General features: G+C 32.0%; 17 protein-coding genes and 1 riboswitch. Of the genes, 6 read left to right on the top strand and 11 right to left on the bottom strand.

Annotated features, from left to right (window positions below; translation table 11 throughout):
* Positions 1-41: 41 nt before the first annotated feature.
* Complete coding sequence (locus tag AC5LAX_RS01745; RefSeq protein ID WP_288909007.1) at positions 42-1370, bottom strand: threonine/serine exporter family protein; 1329 nt, start codon at positions 1368-1370, stop codon at positions 42-44.
* 269 nt (positions 1371-1639) lie between these two features.
* Between AC5LAX_RS01745 and AC5LAX_RS01740 the strand changes: the two genes are divergently transcribed.
* On the top strand, positions 1640-1987 hold the full coding sequence (locus AC5LAX_RS01740) for a DMT family transporter (protein WP_204922121.1): 348 nt from the start codon (positions 1640-1642) through the stop codon (positions 1985-1987).
* Between the two features lie 14 nt (positions 1988-2001).
* Complete coding sequence (locus AC5LAX_RS01735) at positions 2002-2328, top strand: SMR family transporter (protein WP_288909008.1); 327 nt, start codon at positions 2002-2004, stop codon at positions 2326-2328.
* 92 nt (positions 2329-2420) lie between these two features.
* Positions 2421-2609, top strand: a riboswitch (cobalamin riboswitch).
* 254 nt (positions 2610-2863) lie between these two features.
* On the opposite strand, the gene AC5LAX_RS01730 is transcribed toward AC5LAX_RS01735, so the two are convergent.
* A complete protein-coding gene (locus AC5LAX_RS01730; protein WP_288909009.1) occupies positions 2864-3316 on the bottom strand; it encodes a NanQ anomerase/TabA/YiaL family protein in 453 nt (150 codons plus the stop codon).
* Between the two features lie 113 nt (positions 3317-3429).
* Between AC5LAX_RS01730 and uvrB the strand changes: the two genes are divergently transcribed.
* Complete coding sequence (uvrB, locus tag AC5LAX_RS01725; protein ID WP_288909010.1) at positions 3430-5454, top strand: excinuclease ABC subunit UvrB; 2025 nt, start codon at positions 3430-3432, stop codon at positions 5452-5454.
* A 52-nt stretch (positions 5455-5506) separates the two neighbouring features.
* Here uvrB and AC5LAX_RS01720 read toward each other — a convergent pair whose 3' ends face one another.
* The 5 genes from AC5LAX_RS01720 to AC5LAX_RS01700 form a co-directional block, all read right to left on the bottom strand.
* Positions 5507-6463 (bottom strand): ABC transporter ATP-binding protein, encoded by a 957-nt coding sequence (locus AC5LAX_RS01720; protein ID WP_117977062.1) that lies wholly within the window; start codon positions 6461-6463, stop codon positions 5507-5509.
* The gene (locus AC5LAX_RS01715) at positions 6463-7473 is read right to left on the bottom strand and encodes an ABC transporter ATP-binding protein (protein WP_115151262.1); all 1011 of its coding nucleotides are present in this window, start codon (positions 7471-7473) and stop codon (positions 6463-6465) included. The genes AC5LAX_RS01720 and AC5LAX_RS01715 overlap by 1 nt, the downstream gene beginning before the upstream one ends.
* Before the next feature lie 25 nt (positions 7474-7498).
* A complete protein-coding gene (locus AC5LAX_RS01710) occupies positions 7499-8413 on the bottom strand; it encodes an ABC transporter permease (RefSeq protein WP_118035377.1) in 915 nt (304 codons plus the stop codon).
* Positions 8410-9339: an ABC transporter permease gene (locus AC5LAX_RS01705; protein WP_288909011.1), complete on the bottom strand. Its 930-nt coding sequence runs from the start codon at positions 9337-9339 to the stop codon at positions 8410-8412. Before AC5LAX_RS01705 ends, AC5LAX_RS01710 begins: the two co-directional genes overlap by 4 nt.
* Before the next feature lie 175 nt (positions 9340-9514).
* The gene (locus tag AC5LAX_RS01700) at positions 9515-11929 is read right to left on the bottom strand and encodes a glycyl radical protein (protein ID WP_288909012.1); all 2415 of its coding nucleotides are present in this window, start codon (positions 11927-11929) and stop codon (positions 9515-9517) included.
* A gap of 208 nt (positions 11930-12137) precedes the next feature.
* Between AC5LAX_RS01700 and AC5LAX_RS01695 the strand changes: the two genes are divergently transcribed.
* From AC5LAX_RS01695 to AC5LAX_RS01685, 3 genes are all read left to right on the top strand, one after another.
* Entirely contained in the window at positions 12138-13052 is a 915-nt protein-coding gene (locus tag AC5LAX_RS01695) for a glycyl-radical enzyme activating protein (protein WP_288909013.1), read from the top strand.
* 67 nt (positions 13053-13119) lie between these two features.
* Complete coding sequence (locus AC5LAX_RS01690) at positions 13120-13872, top strand: DeoR/GlpR family DNA-binding transcription regulator (protein WP_288909014.1); 753 nt, start codon at positions 13120-13122, stop codon at positions 13870-13872.
* 87 nt (positions 13873-13959) lie between these two features.
* Positions 13960-14364, top strand: coding sequence for a hypothetical protein (locus tag AC5LAX_RS01685; protein WP_224169720.1), 405 nt, complete (start codon positions 13960-13962; stop codon positions 14362-14364).
* A 61-nt stretch (positions 14365-14425) separates the two neighbouring features.
* On the opposite strand, the gene AC5LAX_RS01680 is transcribed toward AC5LAX_RS01685, so the two are convergent.
* The 4 genes from AC5LAX_RS01680 to AC5LAX_RS01665 all read right to left on the bottom strand — a co-directional run bounded on the left by AC5LAX_RS01680 (position 14426) and on the right by AC5LAX_RS01665 (position 19753).
* Positions 14426-15985: a DEAD/DEAH box helicase gene (locus AC5LAX_RS01680; protein ID WP_033405531.1), complete on the bottom strand. Its 1560-nt coding sequence runs from the start codon at positions 15983-15985 to the stop codon at positions 14426-14428.
* An 82-nt stretch (positions 15986-16067) separates the two neighbouring features.
* Complete coding sequence (locus AC5LAX_RS01675; RefSeq protein WP_115151256.1) at positions 16068-17309, bottom strand: competence/damage-inducible protein A; 1242 nt, start codon at positions 17307-17309, stop codon at positions 16068-16070.
* Between the two features lie 26 nt (positions 17310-17335).
* Positions 17336-18676 carry a 30S ribosomal protein S12 methylthiotransferase RimO gene (gene rimO, locus AC5LAX_RS01670; RefSeq protein WP_288909015.1) on the bottom strand — a complete coding sequence of 447 codons (1341 nt, stop codon included), beginning with the start codon at positions 18674-18676 and terminating at the stop codon, positions 17336-17338.
* Between the two features lie 33 nt (positions 18677-18709).
* A complete protein-coding gene (locus tag AC5LAX_RS01665; protein ID WP_233432698.1) occupies positions 18710-19753 on the bottom strand; it encodes an ABC transporter substrate-binding protein in 1044 nt (347 codons plus the stop codon).
* Between the last annotated feature and the right edge of the window lie 57 nt (positions 19754-19810).

The following is a 19810-nucleotide window of genomic DNA, read 5'->3' as shown; positions in this document are numbered from 1 at the left end:
CTAAAATCATGAATTGTTTAGTACAGTTTTTTCTATTTTATCTATGCTCTTTTTGATTTAGTTCTTACCAAAAACATCAATTTATCTTCTTTTAACTTATTAATATAATTGCGGAAAAAGATATTAGGAATTGCCACACCAACAGCTATCGCTAATAATATCAAGGTTGTATTAACGCCATTGTTCAAAACATGATGATAATTCATATTATCCACATTTTCTAAATTAATGATACTAAATAATAAACGATACATAAAAACACCTGGAATTAAAGGAATTACAGACGGAATAGTCAATACATGACTAGGTGCATGTACTATATGTACAGCTTTCAAAGATAATAAACTGACTATAACAGCACCTGCAAGCGAAGCCGTTGCTTGTGAACAATCATATTCTAACATTAAAAAGTTGCGTACACCCACTGAAATTATCGCTCCACAGGCAACTACAATTAACAATCTAGGTGGCATATTAAAAATAGTTGCAAAACCTATAGCAGCTACTGAGGCTGCAACAGCACAGACTAAAAAGGAGTTAGAAGAAATGCTCAAGCTTGTAAAATCTTGAACTACACATAATTTTATGGCAAAAGCTATGCCAAAAGTCATACTTCCTATCATCAATAAAGTATTTATCGCCCTTGTCATTCCTGCTGTAATATAATTATCCACTAAATCATCTATCGCATTAATCAAAGGAATTCCCGGCACGATAAATAAACTACAAGCAATGAGTGGATGCCATGGCGTATTAGTTGGCATAAAATGTATAAAGTATGCACAAATAGTGGCTACGAAGGCAGAAATAGCTATTGAAGCATATGGATTAAATTTTAATAAATTGCATTTCATTCTCGTCCAATAACCTATCATTGCACAAATAGAAGTGTAGATAAATGCAAAAAAATCACCACCAAATAATAAACTAAAACCACCACAAGCCAGTCCTGCACTAATCATTACTAATGGTTTTTTATAATATCTTTTACGCAAGCAAATAAATCTCAGTTCTTTTTCAAATTCATATAAAGAATAATCTTGTTCAATAGCTCGCCAGGATAATTTACTAATTCCAGAAATTGCTGTCATATCTACTCCATGTCTATAACATTTTTGGAAATTAGTAATAGATTTGTCCCCTGTATTGATATTTACCATTATTGTCGTAAAAGTAATATGAATTTGTAATCTTCGCTCTGGTATTTTCATAAATACGCCCACGCGTTTCATATTGCGTACAATACGATTTGTATCAGCTCCACTTTCCATTAAAACTTTGCCCACACGCAAAATCAATTGTATTTTTCGTTCAATCTCCTTATCTTCTTTCAAATTTTTTAAATTATTATGTTCTAAATAATTATTCATTTTCCCTAACCTCTATAAATCTATTATTCAATTTTCTATTACCAAATAACATAAATATGATGATTTTATAACTATATCTCCTTCATCCTCTGCTATATTTATATTATTATGCAAAGTAATATTAAATTCAAATACAGCTTTGTTATTCAATCTATAATTAAAATGCATTGATAAAATTAAACAAAGAGCTATTGACTATGGTGTTATACCATAGTTTATACTTGAAATAAGAAGTAATATATTTCTATTTTAAGAAAGGATTTGTTATTATGGTTACGAAGAAATATTGCTGGTTAATGTTATTGCTAGCAATTATTTTGGAAATAACAGGTACAGCTTTAATGAAATTTTTTGCCATAAAAGGTGGTATGGAAGGTTATATCTTAATGCTTTTATTTATATTTTGTTCCTATTTTGCATTAAGTAAAGCCATTGTAAAAATTCCTATCAGTACTGCTTATGCTATTTGGGAAGGTATAGGCTTAATCGGCACAGCTTCTGTAGCTTATTTTATTTTTAATGAAGACTTATCTTTATTAAAAGTTTTAGCTTTTATGGTAATCTTAAGTGGTTTAATCATGATAAAAAAAGGAACTTATACTGTTTCAAATAAATAATGGGGTTGAATATTATGTCAGACACTACGATTGGTACTTTATTGATTATTGGTTCTGTATTTTTTGATGTATTGGCTAATATTTGTCTAAAAAAATCTCAAGGATTTAAATATAAATTATATGGATTTTTGGCAATCAGTTTAGTCGGATTTGCGTTTTTATGTTTAGCTTACGCTATTAGCATCATGGATTTAAGCATTGCTTATGCCTTATTTGGTGCTTGTGGTTTACTTTTAACTACAATTATTGATAAATTATTTTTCGGTCTACGCATCAAGCCTTTGGGAATTATTGGCTTAATGACTATGCTTATGGGCATTGTTTTAATAAAAATGATTTAAAATAAAAATAACTGCTGAGAATAAATTTTTCAGCAGTTATTTTATTTCTATTGACACAAATTCTATATAGTGATATTCTAAAAAAGAACTGAATATAGTTCAAAGAATCAGGTGTCCATTTGGACTTAATAGGGAATTCAGTACGTAATTTATTATTAAGCTGAAACGGTCCCGCCACTGTATGAGGGAACTTATCCAAATTTATGTCACTGGGAAACTGGGAAGGCTTGGATATAGTAATGAACTCGAGTCAGGAGAACTGCCTGATTAACAATCACCGTGTGCAATTAATTTATTTTAATTGCCATACCTGCGAGCGATGGGGAGGAGATTAGACAGTAAATTTTAGAATTTACTCAATGTGTCTATTCACCTCTTTTCAAAGCGAAAAGGGGTTTTTTATTTATCGGTTTTACTTTATGTCTTCAGCAAACATAAAGTAATCATTGCTCAAAATTCCAAACTAATCATTATATTGTTGTATTATTATACTTTTAGCATGCTTAAGTATTATCCTAAGCATGCTATTTTTTTCTTATAATTTAATTTTAAAGATAGCTTTTTTTATAGTTTGACTTTGTTGACAGATAATAGCTGTGCGATGAGCATCTTCTGGATAACAAATTAGAAAATCACCTTTGTTAATTAAGTTAACAGTCGCTTTTTCTTCACCTGTTAATTCCACAAAATCGCGATTTTCATCAAATGATTTTACTTGCATATCATCGCAAAAGCTCACATCAATACTTTCTTTGCCTTCAATAATCATATGCACATCAATATATTTTTTATGTGCTTCCCAAAAGCGCTCTTCACGTTTTACTGTAGCATAGTTTTCGATATTAACAAAAAACTCATCGCCATTTATTTTATAACTACCTTTTTCATATGTAGTTAAATCATGCTCTTTTGCATAAGTAAAACAAGCTTTAATTTTTTCTGTCAAAAAATCATACTTATCTGCATATTTAAGATTGCCAAAAATCATGTTTATAACCTCTTTTCTTAGTTTATTAAAATAATTATATCATGATATTGAAAAAATATTCTTCTCCATTTATCATTAAAGCTAAATATTAATATTATAAGTGAGATGATTTTATGGTACACATACCAAAATTAAATACATTACAAACTGAAAATAAAATTCCCTTTAAAGTAGAAGCACCTTTTGAACCTACAGGCGACCAACCTCAAGCGATTGAAGCTTTAGCTCAAGGTATTCAAAATGGTCAAACATCGCAAGTTTTATTAGGTGCTACAGGTACAGGAAAGACTTTTACTATCGCTAAATTAATTGAAAAAGTCCAAAAACCTACACTCGTTATCGCTCATAATAAAACGCTAGCTGCACAATTAGCTAGTGAGTTTAAAGAATTTTTTCCGCATAATGCTGTAGAATATTTTGTCAGTTACTATGATTATTACCAACCAGAAGCTTATATTGCCCAAACAGATACTTATATCGAAAAAGATTCTTCCATCAATGATGAAATTGATAAGCTTCGCCATTCTGCAACTTGTTCTTTATTTGAACGTCGTGATGTCATCATTGTTGCTAGTGTATCTTGTATCTATGGCTTAGGTTCACCAGAAGATTATTATGATTTAGTCTTATCTGTGCGCGAAGGTCAAGAATATCCTCGTGATGATATTTTGCGAAAATTAGTTTCTATTCAATATGAACGCAATGATATAAATTTTGACCGTGGTAAATTTCGCGTTCGTGGCGATGTCATTGAAATTTTTCCTGCTGGCTATAGTGATAGAGCTATCCGCATTGAACTTTTTGGTGATGAGGTTGACCGTATTTTAGAAGTAGATACTCTAACTGGAGAAGTCTATGGTCAACGCAAACATATTTTAATTTATCCTGCTTCTCACTATGTAACTTCTAAAGAACATATGAAAGAAGCTATCGACTCCATAAAAGAAGAACTTCAACAGCAATTAAAAATCCTTGAAGATAATAATAAACTCTTAGAAGCTCAACGTTTGAAACAACGCACAAATTATGATTTAGAAACTATGGAAGAAATGGGATATTGCTCTGGCATCGAAAATTATTCACGCCATTTGACAGGCAGAAAAGCTGGCGAAGCTCCGTATACACTTCTTGATTATTTTCCTGATGATTTTTTAATCGTCATTGATGAATCTCATGTTACTATACCACAGATAAAAGCTATGTATGCAGGCGACCGCTCACGCAAAGAATCACTTGTGGATAACGGTTTTCGTCTACCTTCTGCCTTTGATAATCGCCCTCTACGCTTTGAAGAATTTCTCGAGCATATCAATCAGATAATCTATGTTTCTGCTACACCAGCACCATTTGAATTAGCACAAGCAAATCAAGTAGTAGAACAGATAATCCGCCCAACTGGTCTGTTAGATCCTGAAATAGAAATTCGCCCACTTGAAGGGCAAATGGACGATTTACTTGGAGAAATCAAAATCCGCACTAAGAAAAATGAACGCGTGCTCATCACTACTTTGACTAAAAAAATGGCTGAAAATCTCACTGATTATTTAAAAGAAATGGGCATTAAAGTCCGTTATCTTCATTCTGATATTGCCACTATTGAAAGAGCGGAAATCATTCGCGATTTGCGTTTAGGAAAATTTGATGTACTCGTAGGGATTAACTTATTACGTGAAGGCTTAGATATGCCAGAAGTTTCTTTAGTAGCTATCTTAGATGCTGATAAAGAAGGTTTCTTGCGTTCAGAGACATCTCTCATTCAAACAATTGGTCGTGCTGCTAGAAATGCTCATGGTAAAGTAATCATGTACGCCGACCGCATCACCGATTCTATGCAAAAAGCCATTGATGAAACAATGCGTCGTCGAGAAGTCCAAGATAAATACAATCAAGAACATCATATAATACCGAAGACAATTCAAAAGAAAATAAAAAATCTCATTGAAACTACTATGGTTGAGGAAGAAAAAACAAGTTATGATGCTGAAAAACCAAAGAAAAAACTGAAAATGACTGCTAAAGAAAAGAAAAAATTAATTCTTTCTTTAACTAAAGAAATGCAAGAAGCTTCTCGCAACTTAGAATTTGAACGAGCTGCTCAAATTCGCGATATTATCTTTGAATTAAACGAAAAAAAATAATTTATTTTATTTATAAAAAAGCACTATAGCATGAAAACTATAGTGCTTTTACTTATTCATCATAAAGATGACAACATACATATCTGTTATTTATCATTTTCATTTCAGGTAATTTTTGTCTACAAATTTCTTTAGCTTTTGGGCAACGTGTATTGAATGAACAACCTTTTGGCGGATTTAATGGACTTGGCAATTCACCTTGCAAGATAATTCGCTGTTTATGTTTTTCTTTTTGTGGATCTGGCAATGGAATTGAAGATAACAATGCTTTCGTATATGGGTGTAGAGGATTTGTATATAAATCTTCTGTATCGGCAAGTTCTACAATTTGCCCTAGATACATAACTGCTACTTTTTGGCTGATATAACGTACCATAGCTAAATCATGAGCGATAAATAAATATGTCAGACCTAATTCATGTTGTAATTTTTCTAGTAAGTTCACGACTTGTGCTTGAATAGATACATCAAGTGCTGAAATCGGTTCATCGCAGATAATCAGTTTAGGTTCACAAGCAAGTGCTCTAGCTATACCGATACGCTGTCTTTGTCCGCCACTAAATTCATGAGGAAAACGGTTTGCCTGCTCTTTACTCAATCCCACTAATTCCAATAATTCATAGATACGCTCTTGTCTTTGTTTTTTATCTGTATATAAATTATGCACAAGCAAAGGCTCTTCAATGATATCTGCCACTGTCATTCTTGGATTTAATGAAGCATATGGGTCTTGAAATATCATTTGAATATCCTTTGTCATCTCTTTATTTTGTGAAATATCTTTGCCTGCAAATATGATTTTGCCTTTTGTCGGTTTATATAAACCGATAATAGTCCTGCCTGTAGTTGATTTTCCACAGCCTGACTCACCTACAAGACCTAATGTTTTTCCTTCTTCTATAGAAAAACTGACATCATTTACTGCTTTTAAAATTTGTTTTGGTCTTCCCCAAAAAGAACGCTTCACAACAAAATCTTTATGTAGATTTTTGACTTCTAATAAATTCATCAAAATTCCTCCCTATTCTCTTTGGGTGCAAATTCATGCTCCAACCAACATTTTACATAATGATCTTTATTTAATTGTGTCTTTTCTGGCATCAACTGCATACAAATTTTCATTGCTTTTGTACAGCGTTTGACAAATGGACAATAATCAATAGTTTCTTTTAAATCTGGTGGCTGACCATCGATCACATATAATTTATCTTCTTTATTTAAATTTAAATGAGGCAAAGATTTTAATAAACCTCGCGTATAAGGGTGATGTGCATGATAAAACAAGTCGTCAACATTTGCTTTTTCTACGATTTGACCTGCATACATAACTGCTACTTCATCACAAATATTGGCAATAACTCCTAAATCATGCGATATCATAATGATGGACATATTCAATTTTTCTTGTAAGGATTTCAATAAATCTAAAATTTGTGCCTGCACAGTTACATCAAGAGCTGTTGTCGGCTCATCTGCTATCAATAATTCTGGTTCACAGGCAAGTGCCATTGCAATCATCACGCGTTGACGCATACCGCCACTGAATTGATGAGGATAATCTTTTAATCTTTTTTGGGCAAATGGTATCCCTACTAAATTTAATAATTCTACAGCTTTTTCTGTCGCTTCTTTATCCGATAATTGTTTATGCAAAAATAAAACTTCTTTTATCTGTGTACCAATCGTAAGTACAGGATTTAAAGATGTCATTGGGTCTTGGAATATCATCGCAATTTTATTGCCACGAATTTTGGCTAAATCTTCATCTTGAAAATTGACTAAATCTTGACCTTGCCATAAAATCTGACCATTTTCAATAATGCTATTCTCTTTAGGCAATAAACCCATGATAGCATGAGCCGTCACTGATTTTCCACAGCCTGACTCGCCCACTATACCCAGAGCTTGTCCTCTTTTTAAATCAAAACTAACATTGCGTACTGCTTTTACTTTTCCTCGATAAGTCTGAAAAGCAACTGCTAAATCTTTTACTTGTAAAATTTCTTTATTTTCTTCCATGGTAAACACTCATTTCTTCACTATTTTAACGACGCATCTTAGGGTCTAAAACATCTCGCAGACCATCACCTAAAAAGTTAAAAGCCAACATAGTGACACTGATAGCTACTGCTGGAAAAAATAATTGAAAAGGATATGCACGCAAATTATTTACGCCTTCTGACGCTAAAACGCCCCAACTAGCCATCGGTGCAGAAACACCAAGTCCGATAAAACTCAAAAAAGCTTCTGTAAATATTGCATCAGGAATAGCTAATGTCATTGTTACAATGATTGCCCCCATGGCATTTGGCAATAAATGTCTAAATAAAATTCTTTTTTTCGATACACCTATTGTTCTAGCTGCCAAAATAAATTCTTGTTCCTTCATTGATAAAATCTGACCACGCACAATTCTTGCCATCTGTAGCCAATAACCAATACCTAAAGCAATAAAAATATTAATAAGCCCTGGCTTTAAAATTACCATCAATAAAATTACATACAATAAAGTCGGTACACTATATAAGATATCCACAATATTCATCATTATGCGGTCAATCTTACCACCGCAAAAACCTGCTATTCCGCCATAAATTACACCAATAAAAAGATTTAATAAACTAGCCACTATACCAATAGCTAAAGAAATTCTCGCACCATATAATACGCGAATAAAAATATCTCTCCCCAAATTATCCGTACCAAACCAATGCTCCCAACTTGGAGAACTATTTGTCATCATCAAATTTTGTTCATCATAAGTATGGCTAGAAAAAATAGGGCCAAAGATAGCTACAATGATTAAACACACAATAATGATTAATCCCAGCAAAGCCATTTTATTTTTCTTTAACCTAATCCACGCATCTTGCCAATATCCCAAAGTTTCTTCTTTTTTTTGCACCTGCAAAATTTCTCGCTCTAAAGGCACAAATAAATCTTTATTTATCATCTTCATTCACCTTTTTCTTCACCGATTTTAATGCGTGGGTCTAATAATGGATAAAGTAAATCCACTACCATATTTAAAACAATTACAATCACACTATAAAAAATTGTTACACCTAAAATTACAGTATAATCTCGATTATAAATACTAGTTACAAAATATTGCCCCAAGCCTGGTATCGCAAAAATAGTTTCAATGACAAAACTACCTGTCAAAATACTAGCTGTCATTGGTCCTAAATAAGTTACTACAGGTATTAATGAATTAGGCAAAGCGTGTTTTATTAAAACTTTGCTCCATGATAAACCTTTTGCTCTCGCTGTTTTTATATAATCTTGTGATAAAATATCCAGCATACTAGAACGCGTCAATCTAGCGATAAATGACATTGGCATTCCTGATAAAGCCAAAGCTGGCATGATTTCATATCGCCAACCATTCCACATAGCAGCTGGCAATAAATGCAATTTTGTCGATAATACATATATAAGTAATGCCGCCACAACAAAACTAGGCACAGCAACTCCTAAAGTCGTAAAAAAATTAACTGCCCTATCTTGCCATTTATCTTTTTTCACACCTGCTAATATTCCCACTGGTATGCCGATGATAATTGCTATTAAAATCGCTTCTATACCCAATTTAAAAGATACTGGAAAACCATCTTTGATGATATCATTTACACTACGACCTGGATATTTAAATGATGGTCCTAAATCGCCTTGTACTAAATTGCATAAATAATCACCATACTGTTTATATAAAGGGTCATTTAATTTATATCTTTCTTCTATGCTATGTAATACATATGGAGGCAAAGATTTTTCTGCCGTAAAAGGCCCTCCTGGTATAGCATGCATTAGAAAAAAAGTTATCGTTATAACTATCCATAAAACAATAAATGCGTTAAAAATTCGCTTAATTATATATCCCATATCTCATCTAACCTCCAATATAGATTAAACTATATTATAAAATTTAATCATCTAAACTGCAAATTTATTATATCATCAAAATTCTATATCTATAAATTTATAAACAAAAAGACTCAAATCAGTATTTACACTAATTTGAGTCTTTTATATATTTCAATAAAAATTTAATTTAAAATTATAAACATTGTTCAGTTCTGCCAATAATATCATCTTGAGTTTTCTTAGACAAAACATTGAAAAAGGCACTATAACCTGCTACGCGTACGATTAAATCTTTATGTTTTTCTGGATGTTTTTGTGCATCAATCAAAGTTTCTCTCGATACGATATTATATTGAACATGATATCCATGCAGTCTATTGAAGAAAGCACGAATTAACATTTCTAATTTTTGTTTATTTTCTTCTGTAGAAAGCATTTGCGGTGTCATTTTTTGATTTAATAACACCCCACCAGTTATTTTTTCTGTTGGCAATTTAGCTACAGATTTAAACACAGCTGTTGGGCCATTTTTATCTGCATTATGTGCAGGACTACAACCTTCTGCAAGTGGTTCATAAGCATTTCTTCCATCAGGTGTCGCCATTGTTCCCATACCTTGACCTACATTGGCACTGATTGAAGATGTACCGCCATAGCGAATACCACCGATTGGGCCTCTATGATAACGAGTATTTGGATATTTTTTGATTTCATCTAAATAAGAATCATAAGCTTCAACTACAAGATTATCTACATAATCAATATCATTACCATATTTTGGCACTTCATCAATCAACATTGCCTGAATTTTTTTATTTTCATCAGATTGGAAATCATCTAAAATAGCATTCCAAAGTTGAATTGGTGTGATTTTCTTTTCTTCAAAAACTAATTTTTTAATTGCAGCTAAAGAGTCTGCCATATTGGCAATACCGACTTGAAGTCCAGATATGAAATCATATACTGCACCGCCTTCTTTGATAGTTTTTCCTCTACCAATACAATCATCAGTAAGTGCAGAACATAAAATATCTGGCACATCACGCTCAGAAGCTTTATCAATAGCATTTTCGACAATAACACTATAACGAGTCATTTCACGTACAGTTTTATCCCATGCAGATAATAATTCTTCATAGCTCTTCATATCTTTGAAATAGCCATAGCCTTTAGTGAAGCGTTTTCCTGTAGTTAAATCCACACCATCATTCATAGCACAAAGAAGCACTCTTGGGAAATTTATATAAGACATACCAGTACAACGATAACCCCATTTTCCTGGAACAGCAGTTTCTACACAACCAATAGCACTATAATTATAAGCGTCTTCTTCTTTTACACCCCAATTAATAAAAGATGGAATGATAATTTCATCATTATTTAAAGCAGGCATACCAAAACCTAATTTCATAACTTCAATACAATCATCAAAAAATGCTTTATTGATATTTTTATGATAACGAACTGTTAAATTTGGCTGTGTAAGTCTAGTCTGCGCTACAGATTGCAATACTACAAAACTCAATTCATTGACAGCATCTTTTTTGTCTGGAGTTTGCCCACCGATAGTAACATTTTGATACATTGGTGAACCTGCTGAACTTAAAGTATGAGCTTGGGAACGCACTTTATTAATAGTTAAAGTTTTTATCCATAAACAAGTCAAAAGTTCTAAAGCTTCATCTTTGGTGATGACTTTTTCTTGAATATCTTTTATATAGTAAGGATACATATATTGGTCAAATCTACCATAGCTCAAGGAATGACCATTGGATTCAATCTGTAAAATCAATTGAATAAACCATACAGATTGCACTGCTTCATAAAAAGAAGTTGCTGGTTCATATGGAACTTTAGCACAAATTCTGCTTATCTCTAATAATTCTGCTTTTCGTTTACTATCTTTTTCTTTATCGGCTAATTCCTGAGCTAATTTACTATAACGTTGTGCAAATTGATGAACGGCTTCAATAACGATTAACACAGCCTTATAAAATATATTTTTATCAATGCTATCTGGATCAGTAAGGTCAAGCTTTGCTTTTAAATCTTTTACTCTTTCTTCATAGCCTTTTAAACCAAAAGCTAAGATTTTTTCATAATTAACAGCTAAATGAGCATCTCCTGCATTTAATTTTCCTTCCATGCCAAAGACGCCAGTTTCCATAAATACACTGACTTCTTCTGGTAAAAGAGCTTCACCTCTAGCACGAAGATTATTATTTTCCCAAAATGGAGCTATATCTCTCAATTGCTGTTTTGTTTCTTCTGTGATATAAAAAACATCACCATCTCTTTTTTCAAAAAGGTCTAATTCGTTTAATACAAACTCCATAGTATATTCGGGGAAAATTGGGGCATTTTTATTTTTTGTAGCCTGATTACCTACAATCAAAGTTTTATCTTCAATATAAATACTCATATTTTCTAAAATTTTTTGTAGCATGAGTGCTCTTACCATTACACGTGGCTGATTTTGATTTTCTCTATATACTTGTGTAGCTAATACAGCTCTTTGAGCATCAATATATGGCTTTTCATCTAAAACTTCCTCACGAAAAGCTTTCATTCTATCAGTTAATGAGCCAAAATATGCTTTATTTTCCATAATCAATACCTCCAACAAGTATAAATCTTTATTTTAATTCGTAAATATTTTCTATTTCATCTATAATTAAAATAACTTATTTAAACTTATATGTCAATATTTTTCATCTTAATAAATAATTTTACTTTCAAATGAAAGTTTTGTAATTTATTTTTATTAGCGAAAATGATATAATTTATATAAAGTAAAATTAAGCGAGGAAGTTATCATGCGTAAAGCTAATTATATGCAAACAGGTGTAATTTTTAATATTCAAAAATTCAGTATAAATGATGGCCCTGGTATCCGCACTGTAGTTTTTTTCAAGGGTTGTCCTTTGCATTGTAAATGGTGTGCTAATCCTGAAAGTCAATTAGCCAAAATCCAAATTCTCTGGGACAAGAAGAAATGTCTTCATTGCCATCATTGTTTAGAAATTTGTCCCTCAAAAGCTATTTCCTTAAAAGACGATAATATTTTTATTGATACTAATAAATGCACTCTATGCAAACAATGTATAAATACATGTCCGCAAAAAGCATTAACAAGTGAAGGAGAGATTAAAACTGTACAGCAAGTTTTAGATATAGTACTTCAAGATGAAGTTTTTTATGAAGAAAGTGATGGCGGTATTACTCTATCTGGCGGAGAATTTCTCATGCAAACTCAATTTGCCGAAGAACTATTAATCGCAACTAAAGAAAAAAATCTACATACATGCTGTGAAACGACTGGCTTTTGCACTCCCGAAAAATTTCAGCACATCATACAATATATAGATTATATTTTATTTGATTTAAAACACTGGAATAGCCAAAAACATCTCGAAGGTACTGGCGTAGATAATAAATTGATTTTAACTAATATGAAATATGCCATCTCCACTGGCAAAAAAGTTCTTCCCAGAATTCCTGTAATCCCTAAATTCAATGACTCCTTAGAAGATGCTAAAAAATTTTGTGACGTTTTACATGATGTAGGTAGTAATCAATGTCAATTATTGCCATTTCATCAATTTGGCGAAAATAAATATCATCTTTTAAATAAACAATATGCTTATGAAAACCAACCTGCTCTTCATCGTGAAGACTTACAAGATTATTTGCAAATATTTTTAGATAATGATATCCATGCCTTTTTCTAATTTTTATAATCGTTTAAGCTTATGTTATACTAATAGATAATATTTCTATTAAAGATTGGAGTCTATAATGAAAAATAGAGCAAATAAAATCTTAGAATTGCTTACACTCTCACCTGAAAATAAAATGGAAGTAACTGTGCTTGCAGAAAAATTACAAGTCTCTCAAGTAACTATCCGCAAAGATTTAGATGCTTTAGAAAATAAAGGTATTATTAAACGAGAACACGGCATTGCTCTTTTATGTAGCACTGATGATATCAATGGCAGAATAGCTTATCATTATGAAGAAAAACGCAAAATCGCCCAAAAAGCTACCGAACTCATACATGATGGCGATACTATCATGATTGAAAACGGCAGTTGTTGTGCTCTTTTAGCTGAAAACTTAACCTTATCCAAAAAAGATTTAACCATCATCACCAATAGTGCATTTATTGCTGACTATATTCGCGGTAAAGCTAATTTTCAAATTATTCTCCTTGGTGGAATTTATCAGCCTGATTCCCAAGTCATGGTAGGCCCTATGGTTCGCCAAGGTGCAGAGAATTTTTTTGTAAATTTCTTTTTCATTGGCACTGATGGCTATTCTTCAAAGATAGGTTTTACTAATAAAGACCAAATGAGAGCTCAAGCTGTGCGTGATATGGCTCTTCAGGCAGAACAAGTAATCGTTTTGACTGAAAGTGAAAAATTTTCTAAGCATAGCGTTGTTCCTTTAAATTTAAAAGATAGTGTAAAAATGGTAATAACAGATAATCATATTACAGATATCATCAAAGCTGAGCTAGAAAGTAAACATATTCAAGTTATAATTTCTTAAAATTTCTACTAAATTTAACAAAAACCAACCACCTTCAGATTATATGATATAATTAATTTATTATGATTATGAAGGTGGTTATTTTATATGGGACAAATTTCTATTAATTTAACTGATAATGATAAATTAGCTCTAAAAAAAGAAGCTAAAAAACAAAAGAAATCCCTATCTGAATTTTGTCGTGAACGCATTTTAAATCCTCATAAACAGATACCTTCTGAAAATTCTACTAATTTTATCCACAGTGCAGATATAGATAAGAAATTAACAACATTAAATAAAAATCTTATAGTTTTATTCAATGAAATAAAAGCACTTCAACAAAATCAATTAGAAATACGCAAACAAATTTATTATAATTCCTCTTATCTTTATTTCCTAACTCATGAATTATTTGCAGATAATCCAGAAATCGCTCATAAAATTGATGAAAAAATAAAAAACTTAAATTTCAATTATGATAATTCTTCAACAGACAAAAATATAAAATAAAACAAAAATAGCATTATCCCTAAAGATAATGCTATTTTTATTATAAATGCTCTATTTATTTTTATTTACCTTTTGCAGGTTCAATATTTAATTTATAGCCTTTAATAGTATTTCTATGCATTACAGATATTACTTTTTCAGCTATATCTTTTGGCACTTCCACAAAAGTAAATTTATCATAAATATTGATTACACCAATTATGCTACCTGGAATATCAACTTCTGAAGCAAATGTGCGCACGATATCTTGTGGACGAATACCTTGTTTACGACCAATATTTAAGAATAAACGTACCATACCCGGTGCTCCACCTGTATTTTCAAAACGTTCATCTAAAACCTTATCGTCTTTTTCTTTCACGCCTTCAATAGAAAGCTGTAACGCTGCTGCTGCGATATCTACATAATCAAAACCTTCATTAGCAATATCAGAAATAATTAAATGATAATCTGCATACGTATTATTATTTAATGTTTTTAACAAACGTTCTTTGATTGCTTCTCTTTGACGTTCAATAACATCAGCAGGTGTTGGAAGCTCTCCTCGTATCATGCGAGATTTTGTCATGCGTTCAATCAATTTTAATTGACGATATTCTTTTGGTTCAATGAATGTAACAGCGATACCTGTACGACCAGCACGACCAGTACGACCGATACGATGTACATAAGATTCATGGTCTTGTGGAATATCAAAATTGATTACATGGCTGATATCATCTATATCAATACCACGAGCAGCCACATCTGTTGCAATTAAAATTTCAAGTTTTCCTTCACGGAAACGACGCATAACACGGTCGCGCTGTGCTTGGCTCATATCACCATGTAAGCTACCAGCCATATAACCACGAACTTGTAATGAAGCTTGAAGGTCATCAACATTTTTCTTTGTACGGCAGAAAATAATATATTTACCACTATCTTCTATATCAAGTACACGACAAAGACCTTCGAATTTATCACGAGTTTCAAAATATAATTGGTCAACTGATGGCACTGTAAGTTGTTCACGACTGATCATTACTTTTTGTGGATTATGCATATAGCTACGTGCTAATTTTTCAATTGGTGCTGGCATTGTAGCAGAGAATAATAAAGTCTGACGATTTTCACCTTGTGCCACATTTGACATAATTTCTTCAATATCTTCAATAAAGCCCATATCGAGCATTTCATCAGCTTCATCTAAAATGAGCATTTTTACATGGTCAAGTTTTATAGTATTGCGACGAATATGGTCGATGAGTCTACCTGGAGTACCTACTACTACTTTAACCCCAAAGCGAAGAGCTCTAATTTGACGATCTATCATTTGACCGCCATATACAGGTAAAGTTTTCACGCGTTTGTATTTACCAATTTTATTAAATTCTTCTGCAATCTGAATAGCAAGCTCACGTGTTGGAGTCAATACTAAAGCTTGAATGTATTTATTCTTTTCATCAATTTGTTCAATAGTTGGAATACCAAACGCTGCTGTTTTGCCTGTACCAGTTTGGGCTTGTCCTATAACATCATGACCTTCTAACGCTAAAGGTATAGTCTGTGCTTGAATTGGAGATGGTTCTTCAAATCCCATATCACGAACAGCATTTAATACCTTTTTACTTAATTGCATATCTTCAAATTTAATAATTTTTTCTTCCAAAAAATAGTCCTCCTATTTACTTTATTTCTTCATATCAAAGAAATATAATCCATTATTTATTCTTAATATATTGTCTTATCATTTCTAATGCTTGCTGAGTAGAGCGATATCTTACACGTGCTCTATCGCCAGAAAAAATATTTTCTTTTACTACTGTATTATCTTTACCAGCTACAGCAATATAAACTAAACCTACAGGCTTTTTATCTGTTCCTCCAGTAGGGCCTGCTATACCAGTTATGCCTACACCAATATCAGAACCTACGGCTTTTCTTACACCTTCAGCCATTTGTTTAGCTACTTCTGGTGATACTGCACCCTTTGTATCTAAAATTTCTTTATCTACATCAAGGAATTTCATCTTAGCTTCATTGCTATAAGTTACAATACTGCCTTTAATATACATAGAACTTCCTGAAATAGATGTCAATCTACTAGCTAGCATTCCACCAGTACAGGATTCAGCACAAGCTACAGTCAAGCAATTATCTTTCAATAATTTAGCTACGACTTCTTCCATATTCTCATCATCAACAGCATAAATATATTCACCAACGCGAGCTTTTACTTGAGCTTCTACTACTTCAATCATTTTTTCTGCTTCACTATGAGTTGATGCTTTAGCTGTGATGCGAATAATTACGCCTTCTGGTCGAATGAGTAATGCTAAAGTTGGATTAGATTGTGCTAAAATCAAATCTTTTATCTTTGTTTCTAATAAAGACTCACCTATACCACAAGTGTTTAATACTTTAGATACAATCACATGTTTAAAGCCAAATTTTCTTTGTAAAAATGGCTTTAAACTACGTTCAAACATATCTTTCATTTCACTTGGTGGCCCTGGTAAATTAATTAAATATTTACCATTATTTTCTAAGACAACACCAGACGCTATGCCATTATAATTTAAAAATACTTCAGCACCTTCTGGAAGTGTTACTTGACGCAAATTATTTTCAGTCCAGACAACATGTCTTTGAGCAAAATGTTCGTCCATGCGTCGTTTACTTTCAGCATGGATTTTTAATTTACGTCCAAAAATTTCTGCTGACACTTCTTTTGTTATATCGCCTTGTGTTGGTCCTAAACCACCAGAAGTTATGACGATATCTGCTCTAGATAATGCATGCTCTAACACTGCTTTCATGCGATCATGATTATCACCAACAGTTGTTTGATATACTACATCAAAACCTAATTCATTAAGACGAGCTGACATATAAGCTACATTTGTATTGATTACTTGACCTAATAACAATTCACTACCTGTAGTTACGATTTCTACTATCATCTAAAACTCATCTCCAATTAAATTATTTACGCGTCTACGCGTTCACCCACTACATCATAATCAAAGCCTTGTAAAATTCTAACTTTAACAATATCGCCTGGCTGACTGATATCATCACCTTCGATAAATACTTGACCATCTACATCTGGAGCTTCACGATAAGAACGACCATATGCCATATGTTGTTCATCATCGCGACCTTCAATCAATACATCAAGGACTTTACCTTCCATCTCAATATTAATAGTTTCAGAAATTTTACTTTGAAGACTCATTAAATCATGATAACGTTCTTGCATGATATTTTCATCAACTTGATTTGGCATATCATAAGCAGGTGTTCCTTCTTCACGAGAATAAGAGAAAATACCTACTTTATCAAAACGCTGTTTTTCTACAAAATTGCGAAGTGTAGTATATTGAGAATCTGTTTCTCCAGGGAAACCAACAATAAAGCTAGAACGAATTACAACACCTGGAATACGTTCACGCAATTTAGCTAATAATGCTTCTACACTTTCTTTTGTATCACTGCGACGCATGCGTTTTAATACATCATTATGCGCATGTTGTAATGGTAAATCTACATAATTACAGATTTTATCTTCACTAGCAATCAAATCGATTAATTCATCTGTAAATGTATGTGGATAAGCGTATTGTATACGCAACCATTTTACTTTCTCAATTTTAACTAATTTTTTTAATAATTCCACTAAAGATGGTTTTCCATAAATATCTCTACCATAATAAGTTGTATCTTGCGCAATAATATTAAATTCTTTTACACCTTTTTCAGCTAAAGCTTCAACTTCTTGCTTAATATCCTCAATAGTACGGCTACGATAATTACCACGTACATATGGAATAGCACAATATGCGCAACGATGATTACAACCTTCAGCAATTTTAATATATGCACTATAAAATGGAGTAGTAAAAATACGTGGTGTTGAAGCAGTGTAAATTTCTTTAGATTCACCTGTAATCAATACACGTTTTCTTTCTTGAATAGTAGCTTCAACAGCTTCCATAATACGGCTCCATGCACCAGTGCCAACGATAGCATCTACTTCTGGAAATTCTTCTAATAATTCTTGACCATAACGCTGACCCATACAACCGGCAATAATCAAAGAACGACATTTTCCTTTGCCTTCTTGTTTATATTCTGCCATATTTAAAATAGTTGTGATAGATTCTTCTTTAGCAGATTGAATAAAAGTACATGTATTTACAATTAGAATATCTGCCTTTGCTGGTTCAGATGTGATCTCAATATTATTTTTGGCTAAAATACCTAGCATAACTTCTGTATCTACTAGGTTTTTAGAACAACCTAAACTTATAAAACCGGCTTTTAACATAATTTCTCCTCCTGAGTTTAAACTCCAATTACTTTAATTTTTTAAACGCACATTTGTTACCCATTCATCTAAAATAGCTTTTTTGGCATTTTCATCAAAAATATTATTCTTTTCTAAAAATCTTATATTTTTCCCTGCAAATTCTTTATAAGTCAAAGATGTGTAATTTGTTGGTACATAATAATAACGATTTTTTTGTAAGCTGATTTGAATATCATCACCTAATAACCATTTGATAAAATTATTTGCCTCTACTTGTTGATTACTATCTTTAACAATGCCTACAGCTGTCAATTGGTATGCAGTCCCGTCTTTTGGATAAATGATGCTTATAGGATAATTATCATTTATATATCGCAACGTTTCACTTTGTACTGCTATAGCAACATCAGCCTCTCCCATACCAACCATACGCACTGGAGTGGATAAATATTTAGCATAACGCACTACTTTAGCATGAATTTGTTGCATCAATAACATAGTATTATCTATATTTTTATCTTGACTTAACGAATACAATACATTTGCAGCAGCTGAAGCCACCATAAAATCTGTCATAGCTATTTTTATATTATTATTCTGTGCTAAATCATTCCAAGTCAAAGGAATTTGCCAATTATTTTTTACATAATCTAAATTATAACAAAAAACAATAGGGTCATACCATACACCAATCCAAGAATTATTATTATCTTTAAATCGCTCTTTTACAATATCTTCTTCTTCAGATATATTGCTTGTTAATGCATTTAAACTTTTTAATTCTTCTAAAACTGTTGAATCTGCTAAGACCATATCAACATCTTTTATATTATTATGTTGAAAATTATTTATTAAATCCTCTTTTGCTATAGGAATAAAATTAACTTGAATATTAGCATCTTTTTGATATTCACTAGCAATAATCGAAGCCATCTCTACAGGAATTGTAGTATATACTGTTAAAGTTTTAGTTACAGGTATAAATTTATTGGCTTGTTCTTTTTTGCCAACACTTTGTGTTGTATAAAGTAAAGTCGCTAATACCATAAATACAATACATAACCCAATTATCAATAAAGGTATATATCGTCGCATACTTTCACTTCCTGTTGAAATTATTTCTTTGTTGAGCAAAAAACAGGCAATCAATGT

It is taken from the genome of Megamonas sp. (assembly GCF_986095205.1).
Note: the sequence above shows the minus strand (reverse complement) of the source record. Positions and strands in the feature narration are given on the sequence as shown.